This window comes from Pseudomonas sp. JQ36, from assembly GCF_053851495.1.
Genome location: NZ_CM132642.1, coordinates 2,422,231 through 2,438,193, shown reverse-complemented (window position 1 = coordinate 2,438,193; position 15,963 = coordinate 2,422,231). Strand labels below are relative to the sequence as shown.

General features: G+C 60.2%; 16 protein-coding genes. 6 read left to right on the top strand and 10 right to left on the bottom strand.

The genetic code is table 11. The features are described 5' to 3' along the window. Positions 1-353: 353 nt before the first annotated feature. Complete coding sequence (locus ACS4NR_RS10765) at positions 354-2,108, bottom strand: L-lactate permease (protein ID WP_456020386.1); 1,755 nt, start codon at positions 2,106-2,108, stop codon at positions 354-356. Positions 2,109-2,350: 242 nt separating this feature from the next. Here ACS4NR_RS10765 and ACS4NR_RS10760 point away from each other — a divergent pair, with 242 nt between their 5' ends. Beyond that, the gene (locus tag ACS4NR_RS10760) at positions 2,351-2,557 is read left to right on the top strand and encodes a hypothetical protein (protein WP_041073476.1); all 207 of its coding nucleotides are present in this window, start codon (positions 2,351-2,353) and stop codon (positions 2,555-2,557) included. 45 nt (positions 2,558-2,602) lie between these two features. Here the strand turns inward: ACS4NR_RS10760 and ACS4NR_RS10755 are convergent, their stop codons facing one another. Continuing rightward, the gene (locus ACS4NR_RS10755; protein ID WP_456020058.1) at positions 2,603-2,875 is read right to left on the bottom strand and encodes a hypothetical protein; all 273 of its coding nucleotides are present in this window, start codon (positions 2,873-2,875) and stop codon (positions 2,603-2,605) included. Positions 2,876-3,191: 316 nt separating this feature from the next. On the opposite strand from ACS4NR_RS10755, the gene ACS4NR_RS10750 reads away from it, so the two are divergent. Together ACS4NR_RS10750 and ACS4NR_RS10745 are read left to right on the top strand one after the other, a co-directional pair. Beyond that, on the top strand, positions 3,192-4,271 hold the full coding sequence (locus ACS4NR_RS10750; protein ID WP_456020057.1) for a hypothetical protein: 1,080 nt from the start codon (positions 3,192-3,194) through the stop codon (positions 4,269-4,271). Between the two features lie 2 nt (positions 4,272-4,273). Next, a complete protein-coding gene (locus tag ACS4NR_RS10745) occupies positions 4,274-4,627 on the top strand; it encodes a DUF1428 domain-containing protein (RefSeq protein ID WP_456020056.1) in 354 nt (117 codons plus the stop codon). Positions 4,628-4,894: 267 nt separating this feature from the next. On the opposite strand, the gene ACS4NR_RS10740 is transcribed toward ACS4NR_RS10745, so the two are convergent. The 3 genes from ACS4NR_RS10740 to ACS4NR_RS10730 form a co-directional block, all read right to left on the bottom strand. Next, a complete protein-coding gene (locus ACS4NR_RS10740) occupies positions 4,895-5,731 on the bottom strand; it encodes an IS3 family transposase (protein WP_456018684.1) in 837 nt (278 codons plus the stop codon). Then, on the bottom strand, positions 5,728-6,030 hold the full coding sequence (locus tag ACS4NR_RS10735; protein WP_225595758.1) for a transposase: 303 nt from the start codon (positions 6,028-6,030) through the stop codon (positions 5,728-5,730). Before ACS4NR_RS10735 ends, ACS4NR_RS10740 begins: the two co-directional genes overlap by 4 nt. Positions 6,031-6,126: 96 nt before the next feature. Then, positions 6,127-6,321 (bottom strand): PIN domain-containing protein, encoded by a 195-nt coding sequence (locus ACS4NR_RS10730; protein ID WP_115985073.1) that lies wholly within the window; start codon positions 6,319-6,321, stop codon positions 6,127-6,129. A gap of 105 nt (positions 6,322-6,426) precedes the next feature. Here ACS4NR_RS10730 and thpR point away from each other — a divergent pair, with 105 nt between their 5' ends. Continuing rightward, entirely contained in the window at positions 6,427-6,966 is a 540-nt protein-coding gene (gene thpR / locus ACS4NR_RS10725; protein ID WP_456020055.1) for an RNA 2',3'-cyclic phosphodiesterase, read from the top strand. A 242-nt stretch (positions 6,967-7,208) separates the two neighbouring features. On the opposite strand, the gene ACS4NR_RS10720 is transcribed toward thpR, so the two are convergent. The 5 genes from ACS4NR_RS10720 to ACS4NR_RS10700 form a co-directional block, all read right to left on the bottom strand. After that, a complete protein-coding gene (locus tag ACS4NR_RS10720; protein ID WP_027611685.1) occupies positions 7,209-8,306 on the bottom strand; it encodes a polyamine ABC transporter substrate-binding protein in 1,098 nt (365 codons plus the stop codon). Positions 8,307-8,473: 167 nt separating this feature from the next. Further along, positions 8,474-9,346, bottom strand: coding sequence for an ABC transporter permease subunit (locus tag ACS4NR_RS10715; RefSeq protein ID WP_456020054.1), 873 nt, complete (start codon positions 9,344-9,346; stop codon positions 8,474-8,476). Continuing rightward, entirely contained in the window at positions 9,343-10,257 is a 915-nt protein-coding gene (locus ACS4NR_RS10710) for an ABC transporter permease subunit (protein ID WP_095136576.1), read from the bottom strand. The genes ACS4NR_RS10715 and ACS4NR_RS10710 overlap by 4 nt, the downstream gene beginning before the upstream one ends. Then, on the bottom strand, positions 10,254-11,396 hold the full coding sequence (gene potA, locus ACS4NR_RS10705; RefSeq protein WP_041073459.1) for a polyamine ABC transporter ATP-binding protein: 1,143 nt from the start codon (positions 11,394-11,396) through the stop codon (positions 10,254-10,256). Before potA ends, ACS4NR_RS10710 begins: the two co-directional genes overlap by 4 nt. 368 nt (positions 11,397-11,764) lie before the next feature. Continuing rightward, complete coding sequence (locus tag ACS4NR_RS10700; protein ID WP_027611688.1) at positions 11,765-12,526, bottom strand: gamma-glutamyl-gamma-aminobutyrate hydrolase family protein; 762 nt, start codon at positions 12,524-12,526, stop codon at positions 11,765-11,767. 282 nt (positions 12,527-12,808) lie between these two features. Here ACS4NR_RS10700 and ACS4NR_RS10695 point away from each other — a divergent pair, with 282 nt between their 5' ends. After that, positions 12,809-14,185, top strand: a complete 1,377-nt coding sequence (locus tag ACS4NR_RS10695; RefSeq protein WP_025111315.1) for a glutamine synthetase family protein — start codon at positions 12,809-12,811, stop codon at positions 14,183-14,185. A gap of 257 nt (positions 14,186-14,442) precedes the next feature. Then, positions 14,443-15,933, top strand: a complete 1,491-nt coding sequence (locus ACS4NR_RS10690) for an aldehyde dehydrogenase (RefSeq protein WP_456020053.1) — start codon at positions 14,443-14,445, stop codon at positions 15,931-15,933. The last annotated feature ends 30 nt before the right edge of the window (positions 15,934-15,963 follow it).

Here is a 15,963-nt window from a genome sequence, read left to right as displayed (position 1 = left end):
GTCTCGTTCTTGGAATGACCTGCGCGGAGGGGAAAAGGTTTTTGCGGATTTGCGCTATAGAGTTATGCGCATGGCTCATCAATCATCTGATCGACACATAGCCAAATTTGGGGGGCATGCATATCAATGTGGGAAGGGGCTTGCTCCCGAAGGCGTCGGAACAGTTCGCCTATGGGTTGAATGACACTCCGCTTTCGCGAGCAAGCCCGCTCCCACAGTGGAATGCATTCCAAATGTGGGAATGGGTTTGTCCCACGGGGAATGCATTCCAAATGTGGAAAGGGTTTATTCCCACAGAAGTGCATTTCAATGTGGGAGCGGGCTTGCTCGCGAAGAGGCCCTCCCAAACGACATCAGTGCCCGCCAACCACCATATACGTGAACGGCGCCACATACGCCTGCAGCGTCACCAGTCCGCCCACCAGGATGGCCAGCACGATCGAGTGGAAGAACACGTAGCGCAGAATCTCGCCCTCATGCCCATACCAGCGGGTCGCGGTGGAGGCGACCACGATCGATTGCGCATCGACCATCTTGCCCATCACCCCGCCGGAGCTGTTGGCTGCGGCCATCAGCACCGGGCTGATGCCCAGTTGTTCCGAGGTCACCCGTTGCAGTCCGCCGAACAGCACGTTCGAGGCCGTGTCTGAGCCAGTCAACGCAACGCCGAGCCAGCCGAGCAGGGTGCCGAACATCGGGTAAAACACCCCGGTCGCGGCGAACGCCAGGCCCATGGTGGCGTCCAGTCCGGAATAACGCGTGAGAAACCCTAGCGCCAGCATCGCGGCGATGGTGATCAGCGAAAAGCGCACCACCCACAACGTGCGCAGGTATTGCTTGATCAGTTGCGGGATCGAATAGCCCATCAGCAAACCACCGACAATCGCCGCCAGCAGGATGCCGCTACCGGTGGAGGTGAGCCAGGTGAACTTGTAGACCGCTTCTTCAGCTTTTGGCGCCGCGACCACCGGCGGGACTTTTTCGATTTGCAGGTGCAGATTGGTGAAGGTCACGGCCGGAGCGAAAATCGGGTTGGCCTCGCGCAGCGGTTTGCCCTGTGGATCGAGCCTGGCCGATTGCGTGACCGGATCAATCGCCGGACGGGTGTCGAACATGTTTTTAAAGCCCTGAGTGCCCCAGGCAAACACGAACACCGTGAGGATGATCCACGGCATCCACGCACGCATCACCGCCGGGCGCGCCTGATCGCTGAAGGCTGCGCTGGCGGTGACTTTCTCTTCCTCGACTTTCGAGTTGTCGACCCGCCCGGACAGCGCTGCCGAGGTGTGAACGGTCGCCGGTTTCCAGACTTTCAGGAACAACGTCAGGCACGCCATGGAAATCAGCGCGGCGATCACGTCCACCAGCATCGGCCCGTGGTAGTTCGACACGAGGAATTGCGGCACCGCGAAGCTGACCCCGGCCACCAGAATCGCCGGCCAGATCTCCAGCATCTTGCGCCACCCGGCAAACGCCCAGATCAGCCAGAACGGCACCAGCACCGAGAAAAACGGCAGTTGCCGACCGACCATCATCGACAGCTCCATTTCGTCCAGTCCGGTGACCTTGGCCAGGGTGATGATCGGCGTGCCGAGTGCGCCGAACGCCACCGGTGCGGTGTTGGCAATCAGCGCCAGCCCCGAGGCGGCCAAGGGTGAAAAACCGAGGCCGATCAGTATCGCCCCGGTCACCGCCACCGGCGTACCGAATCCGGCCGCGCCTTCGAAAAACGCGCCGAAGCAGAAGGCGATCAGCAGCAACTGCAAACGCCGGTCATCGGTGATTCGCGCCAGGGAATCCTGCAGCACTTTGAACGAGCCGTTCTCGGTGGTCAGGCGATGCAGAAAGATGATGTTGAGCACGATCCAGCCGATCGGCAGCAAACCATTGGCCGCACCGAACAACGCCGCTGAACCGGCCATGCTCGCCGGCATGCCGAAGGCGAAGATCGAGATGAGCAGGGCCGAAGCCAACGCCAACAGTGCGGCCAGATGCGCCTTGACGTGAAAGAACGCCAGCGCCGCGAGCATCACCACCACCGGCACCGCGGCCATGAGCGTGGAGATCAGCGTGTTGCCGAACGGGTCGTAAATTTGCTGCCAGACCATGATCCACCTCTGCTTGTTGTTATCGAGGCGCAGATCCATTGCGTGGGAGTCGGTAAGCAGCAGTATAGGTGGCATTTCGCCGCTGCCCGGATGCAGGCGGCGGGCCGATCAACGGTCGTGCCCGGGCAGTGAATCAAAGTCCTTTTGACCGGTCGTATCAGCGGCTGCGCGCACTGCGTCCTGAAGGCGCGGGCAGCGACAGCCGTTCCGTCGTCAAGACCTTGGTTTTAGGGAAGTGTTGAATGAAGCGCGCTACAACGATGCTGCTGACCGTGACCGCCGCCGTATTGCTGGCAGGCTGTGTGGCGGACTTTGATGATGACCACCGCCACGGGCGGCATTACGACCGCGATCACGGGCGTTATTACGACCATGACCGGCGTTGGGATGACCGTGATGACGGGCGCCGCGACGGACGCCGTTACTACCGTGATCGTGATGATGACTGAGTGAATACCAAGAGGGCGTTCCCGCAACGGGAACGCCCTCGGCGATTAAAAATGAGCGCTCGCCCGGACGCTGGAATGCGCAGGCGCGGTGGCCTCGAGATCCAGCAAATGGGTGGCGAGTATGTCGCTCAGAAAGCGGAACTGATCGTTGATGCCGACCACTTCATTGCTGAAATGATTGCTCGCGGCGGGCATCAGCACATCGTCGAAATCGTCGTTGAACAGCAGCGCTTGCGTCTTGCGCGAGACAACCTGCTGCTCGTAGTAGTTGTTGCCAAACACCGGGAAACTCACGGAGAGGGTGATGGTGCGAATCATGATGGGTACTCCTCGTTGCGTCTCGGATGGGTGAATCGTGCCTTCGCCGGGCGGCGGGCGGAAGGCAATCGTGGCGATGGTGAATATCGACGGCGTTGATGGTTGATGCCTCCCCCTGTGGGAGCGGGCTTGCTCGCGAATGCGTCGTTTCAGTCGACTTCGTTGCTGCCTGACACAGCGCTTTCGCGAGCAAGCCCGCTCCCACAGGTTGAATGCATTTCAAAGTGGGAGCGCCCGTCCGGCCACAACCGACAAACGGCCTGAGCCCCGCACCTATACTCAAATCTGTCTCCCTCCATTCAAGGACTCCGCCACCGTGAACCTGCGTGCGCTGAGCCTCGCCGCACTGTGTCTGCTGGCTGGCTGCGCCACCTCGGCCCGTGCCCCGGTGGCGCCGCCGGCTGTGGTGGTATCGCCGGCGACCTGGCAGCAGATCGACCGCGACATCGTCAGTGCCTCGCAGCAATCGACCGAGCAAGTCAAAGTATTTGCCCGTGGCTCGATGGAACATTGGCGCACTCGCGTCTATCAGCAAACTGAAGAAAATTTCATTCCGTGGTTCAGCAGCTACTGGACCCAGGAATGGCTGTCGATGAAGGTCAGTTGGTACACGATCAGTGCCGGCGGCGAGCAGGACGCTTCGGCCAAGCGGCTGGCGCGCTATCTGCTTGAGCAATATCAGGAAAGGGTGCTGGCGCCGGTCGCGGTGGAGATCGATCCGGATGCGATCCTCGGTCAGGCCACGGCGTTCTACGCGCAACTGATGGCCCAGCAGATGCCGCTCATCGCCCAGCGTTATGGCGTGCCGGTGGCGCAGCTCAACGGGCGTCTGCAGAAAGTCCCGGCGATTGCCCTAGGCCCGCCGCCGGCGCGGGATGCCTCGCTGTACAAGGTCATCAGCACCGAGCCGCTGAACACATTGCCGGCCTACGCCGCGTTGATCGACAGGATTCACACCGACGGTGGGGCGAAAGGCATCGGCTCGACCGACGCCGGCATGGCGCCCGTGGCCAAACGCGCGAGCCAACGATTAGAGGCGGAAATGGCCCCGCGCGGTGCCGCCAGTGCAGTGGCCGCTGCGGCGGGCAAATTGGCCGGGGCGATGATTTCCGTGGGGGTGATGGGCATCCGCGCCATTATCCAGGCCAACGACCGGCCGGACAGCGAAGCGCTGATTCGCAGCAGCCTGGGCAGCACCTTCGACAAGGCTTGGGCGAAATTGCTGCAGAACCCGACCACCGGGGTCATGGCCGGAACACTGCATATCGCCGGACAGGTCGAAGGCAGCCTTGGTGGGGGCCAGCAACCGTCGGTCGGGCTGGGTGTGAATCGTGTCGAGTGGCAGCCGCCACAATCGACTACCCGACAGATCGAACCCAACGTGCGAGGAGAGTGATCATGGCTTACATCGATATTTTTGTAGCACCCGTGCCGAATGCCAATCGCGAACAGTATAAAAAACACTGTGAGATCGCCGCGAAACTGTTCAAGGAATACGGAGCGAAGGAGGTGGTTCAGTGCTGGGGCGATGACGTGCCGGACGGCAAAGTCACGTCATTTCCGATGGCGGTAAAACTCAAGGACGGCGAAACGGTGTCGTCCGGCTGGCTGATCTGGCCCGACAAAGCCACCCGCGATGCCGGCATGGCAAAGATGATGGAAGACCCGCGCATGCAACCGGACGTCAACCCGATGGGATTTGATGGACAGCGCATGATCTTTGGTGGCTTCAAAAACATTCTTGAATCCTGAAGACCAGCGCAAATCCATTGTGGGAGCGGGCTTGCCCGCGAAGAGGCCGGCACAGCCAATATTTTCATGGCTGACCCACCGCTTTCGCGAGCAAGCCCGCTCCAACCCTGGAGTTGTGGCGTGCCCGCGATTGTCGTCATCCTGCGAAACCCTGTGGGAGCGGGCTTGCTCGCGAAGAGGCCGGCACAGCCAATATCTTCATGGCTGACCCACCGCTTTCGCGAGCAAGCTGAACTGGTCAAGTAATCTTGGACACTGATTAAGGTTTCACGCCGCCAACTTCTCCTTGGCGACTGGTGACCGATAGTCGTTGTAGCTATGTGGCCTGGTGATGTTGTAGCGCGATACATAGCGCTGCACATCCGCTCGGGCCTCGTGTTCCGATACGTAGCCTGCTTCTGGCACCCACTCTGATTTCAAACTTCCAAAGAAACGCTCCATCGCAGCGTTGTCCCAGCATTCGCCTTTACGGCTCATGCTCTGCCGGAGTCCATGTTCCAGCAGTTCATTTCTGAATTTATGGCTGGTGTACTGGCAACCTTGGTCGGAGTGAAACAGTACGTCTTTTGGGCGACCGCGTAGTTCAATCGCCATCCGCAGGGCTTCGCAGGTCAGCGTGGCATCGGAGATCATCGAAAACGACCAGCCCACGATCCGGCGAGCGAACAAGTCCAGAACCGCCGCGAAATACAGCCAGCGCTTGCCGACTTTGATGTACGTCACGTCCCCACACCACACCTGATTGACCGCCGTAACATCAAACTTGCGTTTGAGCACATGCGGTGCCACCAACGCTTCCACGCCGGGTGACTTGTACTTATGGCGCCGGCGTTGACGGCTGACAATGCCTGCTTCTCGCATCAAGCTGCGAGCCATGAACCGCCCGACATCATGCCCGCCGGCTTGCAGCTGTTTAGCCAAGGTACGAGCGCCCGCAGACTCTCTCGACGCCTTGTGGTGCTTGACCAGCATGGCCTTGAGCTGCTCTCGCTTAGGGCTCACTTTGCCTTGGCGCTGACGCCATGCGTAAAAGCTACTGCGGTTTATTCCGAACACACGACAGCAATCGTTAACGCCGTACTGCTCGCCCAGCTCACAGATCAACGAGAGTGATCTTTGGCGTCCAAAAGCAGGAGAGCACTGGCCTTTTTTAGGATTTCGATATCCCGATCTTTTTGCCTGAGCAAGGCTTTAAGTTCCTGAATCTCTCGCTGATCCGCGGTGATCGCCTTGGCTCCCACCGGAGTCGAGCCCAAGCGTTCCTTGCGAACCTGATCGACCCAGCGGCGTAAGGCCGTAGGGCCAATATCCAAACTGGCACAGACCTCGGGAACCGACTGCCCCTCGTCCAGCACCATGCTGGCAGCCTTGAGTTTGAACTCACTTGAATAAGATTTACGCATATCCAAACACCTCAGATTTGGGCGCCATCATAGCGCCCGATTGAGGTGTCCAAAATCATTAGGCCAGTTCAAGCCCGCTCCCACATGGGGTGGTGGTCACTCTGCAGAGGGGGTGATCCGACAGCTTTTGCGGTGGCGGATTTCTTCTTCCGTGGGTCGCTCGCGAACGAATTCAAAACGCGGTTCACCTTCGCTGTAATGCACCAGCCAGCCCCATTCCAGCTCGCTTTCATCCTGCCCGGGGCTGGGTGGTCGGGCCCACCACGGTTCTTTGCTGAGGATCTCGCGCATGGCGGCCTCCGGTTCGATGGCAATCCTTGAACTATAGCCGGGTGTCGCCAGTCGTCAGGGAAGGCTGTGTAGAATCGGCCGTTCGACGAGTGAAGGAGCAGGGCCATGACCGATGATGCGCGCAGGGATGAACCGTTCAAGCGACTGTTTTTCGCCCTCGACTGCCCACCAGCGCAGCGCAAGGCCATCGCTCAGTGGCGCGCCGAGCTGGGGCTGCGCACCGGCAAACCGGTGCCGACGGATAACTTTCACCTGACGCTGCTGTTCCTCGGTGCCGTGCCGCTGGCGCAGATCCATGAAGTCTGCGAGGCCGCCGGCAAGGTGCGCACGCCGGGTGAACCATTGAAGATCGTGCTGGATCGTCTGCAGGTCTGGCATCGGGCGGGGATTCTGTCTCTGGCGCCGGAGCAGGCGCCGCCGGCCCTGTTGCGTCTGGTGTATGCGCTGGAACAGGCGATGCTGCCGTTCGGCTTCGAAGAATCGCCACGCGAGTTTCGCCCGCACCTGACCCTGGCTCGGGAATATCGGGCAGAAGAGCCGGAATCCACCACGCCGCCGGAATTCTTCCTGAGCGCCGAGCGCTTTGCCTTGTTCGAATCGCACAAGGGCCGCTATCGAATCCTGCAGGATTGGCCACTGAATTGAGCGCAGAAAAAAAGGCGCCCGAGGGCGCCTGAAATTCACCTGAGCCGAGGGAGCCAGGTGAGGCCGTTCATTGCAGGGTGCAGCGGTGGTAAGGCGCTGCGTGAACGGGAAACCATAAACTTTCAAGCTGACACCTATCTCCTGTGGGAGTGGGCTTGCTCACGAAGGCGTCAGGTCAGTCAATTCATCTGTGCCTGACACTACGCTTTCGCGAGCAAGCCCGCTCCCACAGGAGTATTTGGTTATTTACCGAGTTTCACCCGGGTCCAGCCGCGGGTCATGATCCGCTGCGTGGCAATCGGCTGATCCGGCACCGCATACAACGTCGCCATCACTGCCTGCGACGGATACGAACCCGGGTCGTTGCGGATCGCTTCGTCCACCAGTGGCGTCGCCGCCGAGTTGGCGTTGCTGTAGCCGTTGCTGTTGGTGATCTCGGCGATGATGTCCGGGCGCATCAGGAAGTTCATGAACAGGTAGGCGTTCTCTACGTTCGCCGCATCGCGCGGGATGGCGACCATGTCGTAGAAACTGCCGGCGCCTTCCTTCGGAATGCTGTAGTCGATCTGCACCTTGTTGCCGGCTTCCACCGCACGGGCCTTGGCCTGCAGCACATCACCGGAGTAACCGACCGCCACGCAGATGTTGCCGTTGGCCAGGTCGGAGATGTACTTCGAGGAATGGAAGTACGCCACGTACGGGCGGATCTTCATGAACAGCGCTTCGGCTTCGAGGATGTGCGCCTTGTCCTTGTCGTTCACCGGGTAGCCCAGGTAGTGCAGGGCGGCCGGGATCATTTCGGTCGGCGAGTCGAGGAAGCTGATGCCGCAGGCTTTCAGCTTTTCAGCGTTTTCCGGCTTGAACAGCAAGTCCCAGGAGTTGGTCGGGGCCTTGGCACCGAGCACTTCCTTGACCTTGTCCGGGTTGTAGCCGATGCCGATCGAGCCCCACATGTACGGGAACGCGTGGGCGTTGTCCGGATCACTGGCGGAGGCGTTTTTCAGCAGCACCGGGTTGAGATTCTTCCAGTTCGACAGTTTCGATTTGTCGAGTGGCTGATAGACCCCGGCCTTGATCTGCTTGGCCAGGAAACTGTTGGACGGCACGACGATGTCGTAACCGGATTTGCCCGCCAGCAAACGCGCCTCGAGGGTCTCGTTGCTGTCGAACACGTCGTAGGTTACCTGGATGCCGGTCTCGTCTTCGAACTTCTTGACGGTGTCCGGCGCGATGTAATCGGACCAGTTGTAAACACGCAGCACCTTGTCGTTGGCCTGGACGCCCGTGGCGATTGCGCCCATTAAGGACAGTGTCAGCAGAGTCCTGCCAAACATTTTCATCGGTGAAACTCCATTTTTTTTATTCAAAAACACAACCCGGGTGTACGTAAAACCTGTGGCGAGGGAGCTTGCTCCCGCTGGGCTGCGAAGCAGCCCCAAAAATCTTGTGAGCGCTGCGCACTCAAGCGGGAGCAAGCTCCCTCGCCACAGTTGTTCATCGGTGTTGCTTAGGCGGTGACGGCGCGTTGCGGCTGCCACGCCTCATTCGCCGTTTGATCCATCGCTTCCTGAATCGCTTTCTTGCGGTTGGCTTCTGCCTTGCGGCTGAAGTACCAGACCAGGAACGTCACCAACGACACCGCCAGCAGAATCAGACTGGCCACGGCGTTGATCTCCGGCTTCACGCCCAGACGCACCGCCGAGAACACTTCCATCGGCAGCGTGGTCGAACCCGGGCCGGAAACGAAGCTCGCCAACACCAGGTCATCCAGCGACAAGGCGAACGACATCATCCCGCCCGCTGCCAGCGACGGCGCGATCATTGGAATGGTGATCAGGAAAAACACCTTGAACGGCTTGGCCCCCAGATCCATCGCGGCTTCTTCGATCGACAGATCCAGTTCACGCAGGCGGGCGGAGACTACCACCGCCACATAAGCGGCACAAAACGTGGTGTGGGCGATCCAGATCGTGACGATGCCACGCTCCTGTGGCCAGCCGATCAACTGCGCCATCGCCACAAAGAGCAGCAACAGCGACAGACCGGTGATCACCTCAGGCATCACCAACGGCGCCGTCACCAGACCGCCGAACAGCGTGCGACCCTTGAAGCGCGTGACCCGAGTCAGGACGAACGCGGCGAGGGTGCCGAGCGCTACCGCAGCAATCGCGGTGTAGCAGGCGATTTCCAGCGAGCGCACCACCGAGCCCATCAGTTGCGTGTTGTCGAGCAGGCCGACGTACCACTTCACCGACCAGCCGCCCCACACCGTGACCAGTTTCGAGGCGTTGAACGAGTAGATCACCAGAATCAGCATCGGCAGATAAATGAACATCAGGCCGAAGATCAACATGAACTTGGAAAAACCGAAGCGTTTCATCCCCGTGCCTCCATCTCTTTGGCCTGACTGCGGTTGAACAGCAGAATCGGCACAATCAGGATCAACAGCATCACCACCGCCAGCGCGGACGCCACCGGCCAGTCGCGGTTATTGAAGAACTCTTGCCACAGCACACGCCCGATCATCAGCGTCTCCGGGCCACCCAGCAGTTCCGGAATCACGAACTCACCGACCACCGGAATGAACACCAGCATGCAGCCGGCGATGATCCCGTTCTTGGCCAGCGGTACGGTGATTTTCCAGAAGTTGTTGAAGTTGCTCGACCCCAGATCCTGCGCGGCCTCCAGCAGGCTGCCGTCGTGCTTGACGAGGTTGGCGTACAGCGGCAGCACCATGAATGGCAGGTAGGCATAGACGACGCCGATGTACACCGCGGTATTGGTGTTGAGGATCTCGATCGGGTGGTCGGTGAGCCCGGTCCACATCAGAAACGCGTTGAGCAGACCGTTGTTGCTGAGGATGCCCATCCACGCGTAAACACGGATCAGGATCGCGGTCCAGGTCGGCATCATGATCAACAGCAGCAGGACGTTTTGCGTTTCCTTGCCGGTCTTGGTGATTGCGTAGGCCATCGGGAAACCGATCACCAGGCACATCATTGTGCTCAGCGCCGCGACCTTCAGCGAACCGAGGTAGGCCGACAGGTACAACTCATCTTCGCCGAGCAGGGTGTAGTTGCCGATGTTGAGCAGCAGTTGGAATTTCTGTTCGGCGTAGGTGTAGATCTCCGAGTACGGCGGGATCGACAGTGCGGCTTCCGAGAAGCTGATCTTCATCACCAGGAAGAACGGCAGCATGAAGAACAGGAACAGCCAGATGAACGGAATGCCGATCACCAGTTTTCGCCCGCTGGGCACCAGGCGCAGGAATTGCTGATTGAAGGTTCTCATGAGCGCAGTACCACGCCGCTGTCGTCTTCCCACCACACGTAGACCTTGTCGTCCCAGGTCGGACGCGCGCCACGGCGTTCGGCGTTGGCCATGAACGACTGGACGATCTTGCCGCCGGGCAGCTCGACGTAGAACACCGAGTGGCCGCCGAGGTAGGCGATGTCGTGCACCTTGCCTTCGGACCAGTTGTAGCGGGTCTCTGGCTTGAGGGTGCTGACGAGCATTTTTTCCGGGCGGATTGCGTAGGTGATCGACTTGTCCTGCACCGAAGTGCTGACGCCGTGGCCGACGTAAATCTTTTGCTGCAGATCCGGGCTGTGGATGATCGCGTGACCTTCAAGGTCTTCCACCACGGTGCCGTCGAAGGCATTCACGTTGCCGATGAACTCGCAGACCATGCGGCTGACCGGTGCTTCGTAAATGTCCACCGGGCTGCCGATCTGGGCGATCCAGCCGAGGTGCATGATCGCGATGCGCTCGGCCATGGTCATGGCTTCTTCCTGGTCGTGGGTCACCATGACGCAGGTCACGCCGACGCGCTCGATGATCTCGACCAGTTCCAGTTGCATCTGCGAACGCAGTTTTTTATCCAGCGCGCCCATCGGCTCGTCGAGCAGCAACAGCTTTGGACGCTTGGCCAAAGAGCGGGCGAGGGCGACGCGCTGGCGCTGACCGCCGGACAACTGATGAGGTTTGCGTTTGGCATATTGGGTCATGTGCACCAGGCGCAGCATCTCTTCGACGCGGGCGTCGATTTCGCTGGCCGGCAAACGGTCCTGCTTGAGGCCGAAGGCAATGTTCTGCGCCACGGTCATGTGCGGGAACAGCGCGTAGGACTGGAACATCATGTTGATCGGCCGCTCGTACGGCGGCATGTCAGTGATGTCCACACCGTCGAGCAGAATCCGCCCTTCAGTCGGCCGCTCGAAACCGGCGAGCATGCGCAGCAGGGTCGATTTGCCCGAACCGGAGCCACCGAGCAGGGCAAAGATTTCGCCCTGATGGATCTCCAGGGACACATCGTCCACTGCCGTGGTTTCGTCGAACTTCTTGGTGACTCGATCGACCTTCACCAGAACCTTTTTCGGTTGCTGGTGGCCTTCAAGTGCCTTCCGGTAAGTGCTGGAGGCGTTTGCCATGTGAAACTCCCAACAGGTTTCAGTCGCCGGGCCAATGTGGCCTGGCTTAAGTGGATTGCAAGCCTGTAAGCGCAATTTCAGTCATTACATATCCCCCTGTAGGAGTGAGCCTGCTCGCGATGAGGCCATCTCAGTCGACATCTCTGTTGACTGGTCTACTGCTATCGCGAGCAGGCTCACTCCTACAGGGGAATTGCGCATGCCTGACTGACCTTGCGCTGCCGAGGGCTTGTTCGGCGCCGCCGTCCTGGCTGCCTGGGTCGTACTTGTTGTTATTACGGTTTGTTGTTTTAACGGATGACGGATGCGCACACGCGCCGCCGCCGACCCCGTGGGGGCAGTAAACAGTTTTGAAATCCTGGGTTGAATCAGCGCTGGTTGCGTCGCGCCGCCCGTTGCCGGCAGGCCTCGCCGAACGCCTGGAAAATCTTCAGGTAGTTCGGGTTGTCCAGCACCTGCCATTCCGGGTGCCACTGCACGCCGAGGGCGAAGGTCGGGCTGTGCTCGACCGAGATCGCCTCGATCAGGCCATCCGGCGCCACCGCTTCGGCACGCAGGCCGGGCGCGAGGCGGTCGATGCCCTGACTGTGAATCGAGTTGACCTGGAACTCGCCCGGCAACGCCAGCGCTTCGAACACACCGCCCGCCAACACGCTCACGGCATGCGCCGGTGCGTATTGCACGGCCACGTCCGGGCTGTCGGCTTCACGGTGATCGAGCATGCCCGGCAGCTCGTGCACCTTTTGGTGCAGGCTGCCACCGAAAGCCACGTTCATTTCCTGGAAGCCACGGCAGATGCCGAGCACCGGAACGCCCGCCGCAATGGCTGCACGCAATAAAGGAAGGGTAGTGGCGTCCCGCGCCGGATCGTGATCCGTACCGGGTTCGCTGGCCGGGCCTTGATAGTGGAAGGGCTCCACGTTCGAGGGTGAGCCGGTCAGCAACAGACCGTCGAGTTGACCGAGCAGGTCTTCGATCTCAGTCAGTTTGCCAAGGGAAGGAATGACCACTGGAAGGCCCTGAGCGCCAACGCTGACAGCACGTACGTACTTGTCGCCGCTGATGTGATAGGGGTGCAGGCCAATCTGTTTGACGCACGCAGTAACGCCGATCAATGGCTTGAATGCCATTTTTATTCACCTCGAAGTTTGACACTTGAACGAGCTTTTCCGGAGCTTAGCCTCGTTGATTTTAATTAACAACTGCCATGTAAAAAATTCTAAACGCCGCTCATCCAATCTTCACGATTCCAGACCTTGCGGCGCCTGCATTGGCACGAGAGTGTTAAAAAAAGCCCGAAAAATAAACGCTGAGCGGCCAGGTGTTCGCTATTGACTTCACTTTGCCTTTCGGATTGACTGGCTCGGCGAAACAGCGGTGAACATAATAATTAACAGCTAAATAGGTGCATCATGTCGGTCCCTCTGCGTGCCGTTCAACTCAACGAAGCAAACGCATTCCTTAAGAAACATCCTGAGGTTTTGTACGTCGACCTTCTGATTGCGGATATGAACGGTGTGGTGCGCGGCAAGCGCATCGAACGCACCAGTCTTCACAAGGTTTACGAGAAAGGCATCAACCTGCCGGCCTCGCTCTTCGCTCTCGACATCAATGGCTCCACGGTGGAAAGCACCGGCCTGGGTCTGGACATCGGCGACGCCGACCGCATCTGCTACCCGATTCCGGGCACCCTGAGCATCGAGCCGTGGCAGAAGCGCCCAACCGCACAACTGCTGATGACCATGCACGAGATCGAGGGCGAGCCGTTCTTCGCTGACCCGCGTGAAGTGCTGGCCAACGTGGTGCGCAAGTTCGATGAACTGGGCCTGACCATCTGCGCCGCGTTCGAACTGGAGTTCTACCTGATCGACCAGGACAACGTGAACGGCCGTCCGCAGTCGCCACGTTCGCCGGTCTCCGGCAAGCGCCCGGTGTCGACTCAGGTCTACCTGATCGACGATCTCGACGAATACGTCGACTGCCTGCAAGACATCCTCGAAGGCGCGAAAGAGCAGGGCATCCCGGCTGACGCCATCGTCAAGGAAAGCGCCCCGGCGCAGTTCGAAGTCAACCTGCATCACGTCTCCGACCCGATCAAGGCCTGCGACTACGCGGTGTTGCTCAAGCGTCTGGTGAAGAACATCGCCTATGACCACGAGATGGACACCACCTTCATGGCCAAGCCGTATCCGGGCCAGGCGGGCAACGGTCTGCACGTGCACATTTCGATCCTGGACAAAGAAGGCAACAACATCTTCGCCAGCGAGGATCCCGAGCAGAACGCCGCGCTGCGACACGCGATCGGCGGTGTGCTGGAGACCCTGCCTGCGCAAATGGCGTTCCTGTGCCCGAACGTCAACTCGTACCGCCGCTTCGGCGCGCAGTTCTACGTGCCGAACTCGCCGAGCTGGGGCATCGACAACCGCACCGTTGCGGTACGTGTGCCGACCGGTTCGGCCGACGCCGTGCGCATCGAGCACCGCGTGGCCGGTGCCGACGCTAACCCGTACCTGCTGATGGCTTCGGTGCTGGCCGGCATTCACCACGGCCTGACCAACCAGATCGAGCCAGGCGCGCCAGTTGAAGGCAACAGCTACGAGCAGAACGAACAGAGCCTGCCGAACAACCTGCGCGACGCACTGCGCGAGCTGGACGACAGCGAAGTCATGGCCAGGTACATCGACCCGATGTACATCGACGTGTTCGTCGCGTGCAAGGAAAGCGAGCTGGCCGAGTTCGAGAACTCGATCTCCGACCTTGAGTACAACTGGTATCTGCATACGGTGTGATGGTTTCGGCCCTCAAAAGCCAAGAGCCCCTCACCCTAACCCTCTCCCGGAGGGAGAGGGGACTGACCGGGGATGCTTGGGAAATCCTGCGACCTGAACCTGCTTTACCGAATCCATAATCGACTCGGTCATTCAGGTCGGCGCAACTCCCGAGACAACTCGGTCGGTCCCCTCTACCTCTGGGAGAGGGCTAGGGTGAGGGCAGCTATCTCAAGCCAGATACGACACCCCCAATTCCCCCTTGTCGAGCCACAACCATGACCAGCACCCGCAACGACTGGGAACAACGCTTCCAGTCCCTGACCATCGAATCCCGCGCGTTCATCAACGGTGAATACCGCCCCGCGATCAGCGGCGCCACCTTCGAATGCCTGAGCCCCGTCGACGGCCGTTTTCTCGCCTCCGTGGCCAGCACCGATGAAGCCGACGCCAACCTCGCCGTCGAAGTCGCCCGTCAGTCGTTCAACTCCGGTGTGTGGGCGCACAAAGCCCCGGCCGAGCGCAAACGCATCCTGATCCGCTTCGCTGATCTGATCCTGCAACACCAGGAAGAGCTGGCGCTGCTGGAAACCCTCGACATGGGCAAACCGATCAGCGACTCCATGAGCATCGACATTCCGGCGACCGCCAACGCGATCCGCTGGAGTGCCGAAGCCATCGACAAGATCTACGACGAAGTCGCCGCCACCCCACACGACCAACTCGGCCTCATCACCCGTGAGCCATCCGGCGTAGTCGCCGCGATCGTGCCGTGGAACTTCCCGCTGATCATGGCCAGCTGGAAATTCGCCCCTGCCCTGGCGGCGGGTAACTCGTTCATTCTCAAGCCATCGGAAAAATCTCCGCTGACCGCGATTCGCATCGCGCAACTCGCGCTGGACGCGGGCATTCCGAAAGGCGTGTTCAACGTCCTGCCAGGCTTCGGCCACACCGTCGGCAAGGCGCTGGCGCTGCACATGGACGTCGACGTGCTGGCCTTCACCGGCTCCACGGCGATTGCCAAACAGCTGATGATTTATGCCGGCCAGAGCAACATGAAACGCGTCTGGCTCGAAGCCGGGGGCAAGAGCCCGAACGTGGTGTTTGCCGACGCCCCGGACTTGCGCGCGGCAGCTCAGGCTGCGGCCGGAGCCATTGCCTTTAATCAGGGCGAAGTGTGCACCGCCGGTTCGCGTTTGCTGGTCGAGCGTTCGATCCGCGAGCAATTCATCCCGCTGCTGGTGGAAGCGCTGCAAGCGTGGAAACCGGGGCACGCGCTTGACCCTGTCACCACTGTCGGCGCCGTGGTCGATCAGCGCCAACTCGACAACGTGCTGCGCTACATCAGCATCGGCCGCGAGCAGGGCGCCGAACTGATCGCCGGCGGCCAGCGCACCCTCGAAGAAACCGGTGGCCTCTACGTGCAACCGGCGATCTTCGATGGCGTGACCAATGCGATGACCATCGCCCGCGAAGAAATCTTCGGCCCGGTGCTGTCGCTGATCACCTTCGACACCGTTGAAGAAGCGCTGCAGATCGCCAACGACAGCATCTTCGGTCTCGCCGCCGGCGTCTGGACCAGCAACCTGAGCAAGGCGCACACCTTCGCCCGTGGCCTGCGTGCCGGCAGCGTCTGGGTCAACCAGTACGACGGCGGCGACATGACCGCACCGTTCGGTGGCTTCAAACAGTCGGGCAACGGTCGCGACAAATCGCTGCACGCGTTCGACAAGTACACCGAGCTGAAAGCGACCTGGATCAAGCTCTGATTTTCTACAGCGGTGGTCGCCTTTGAAGGG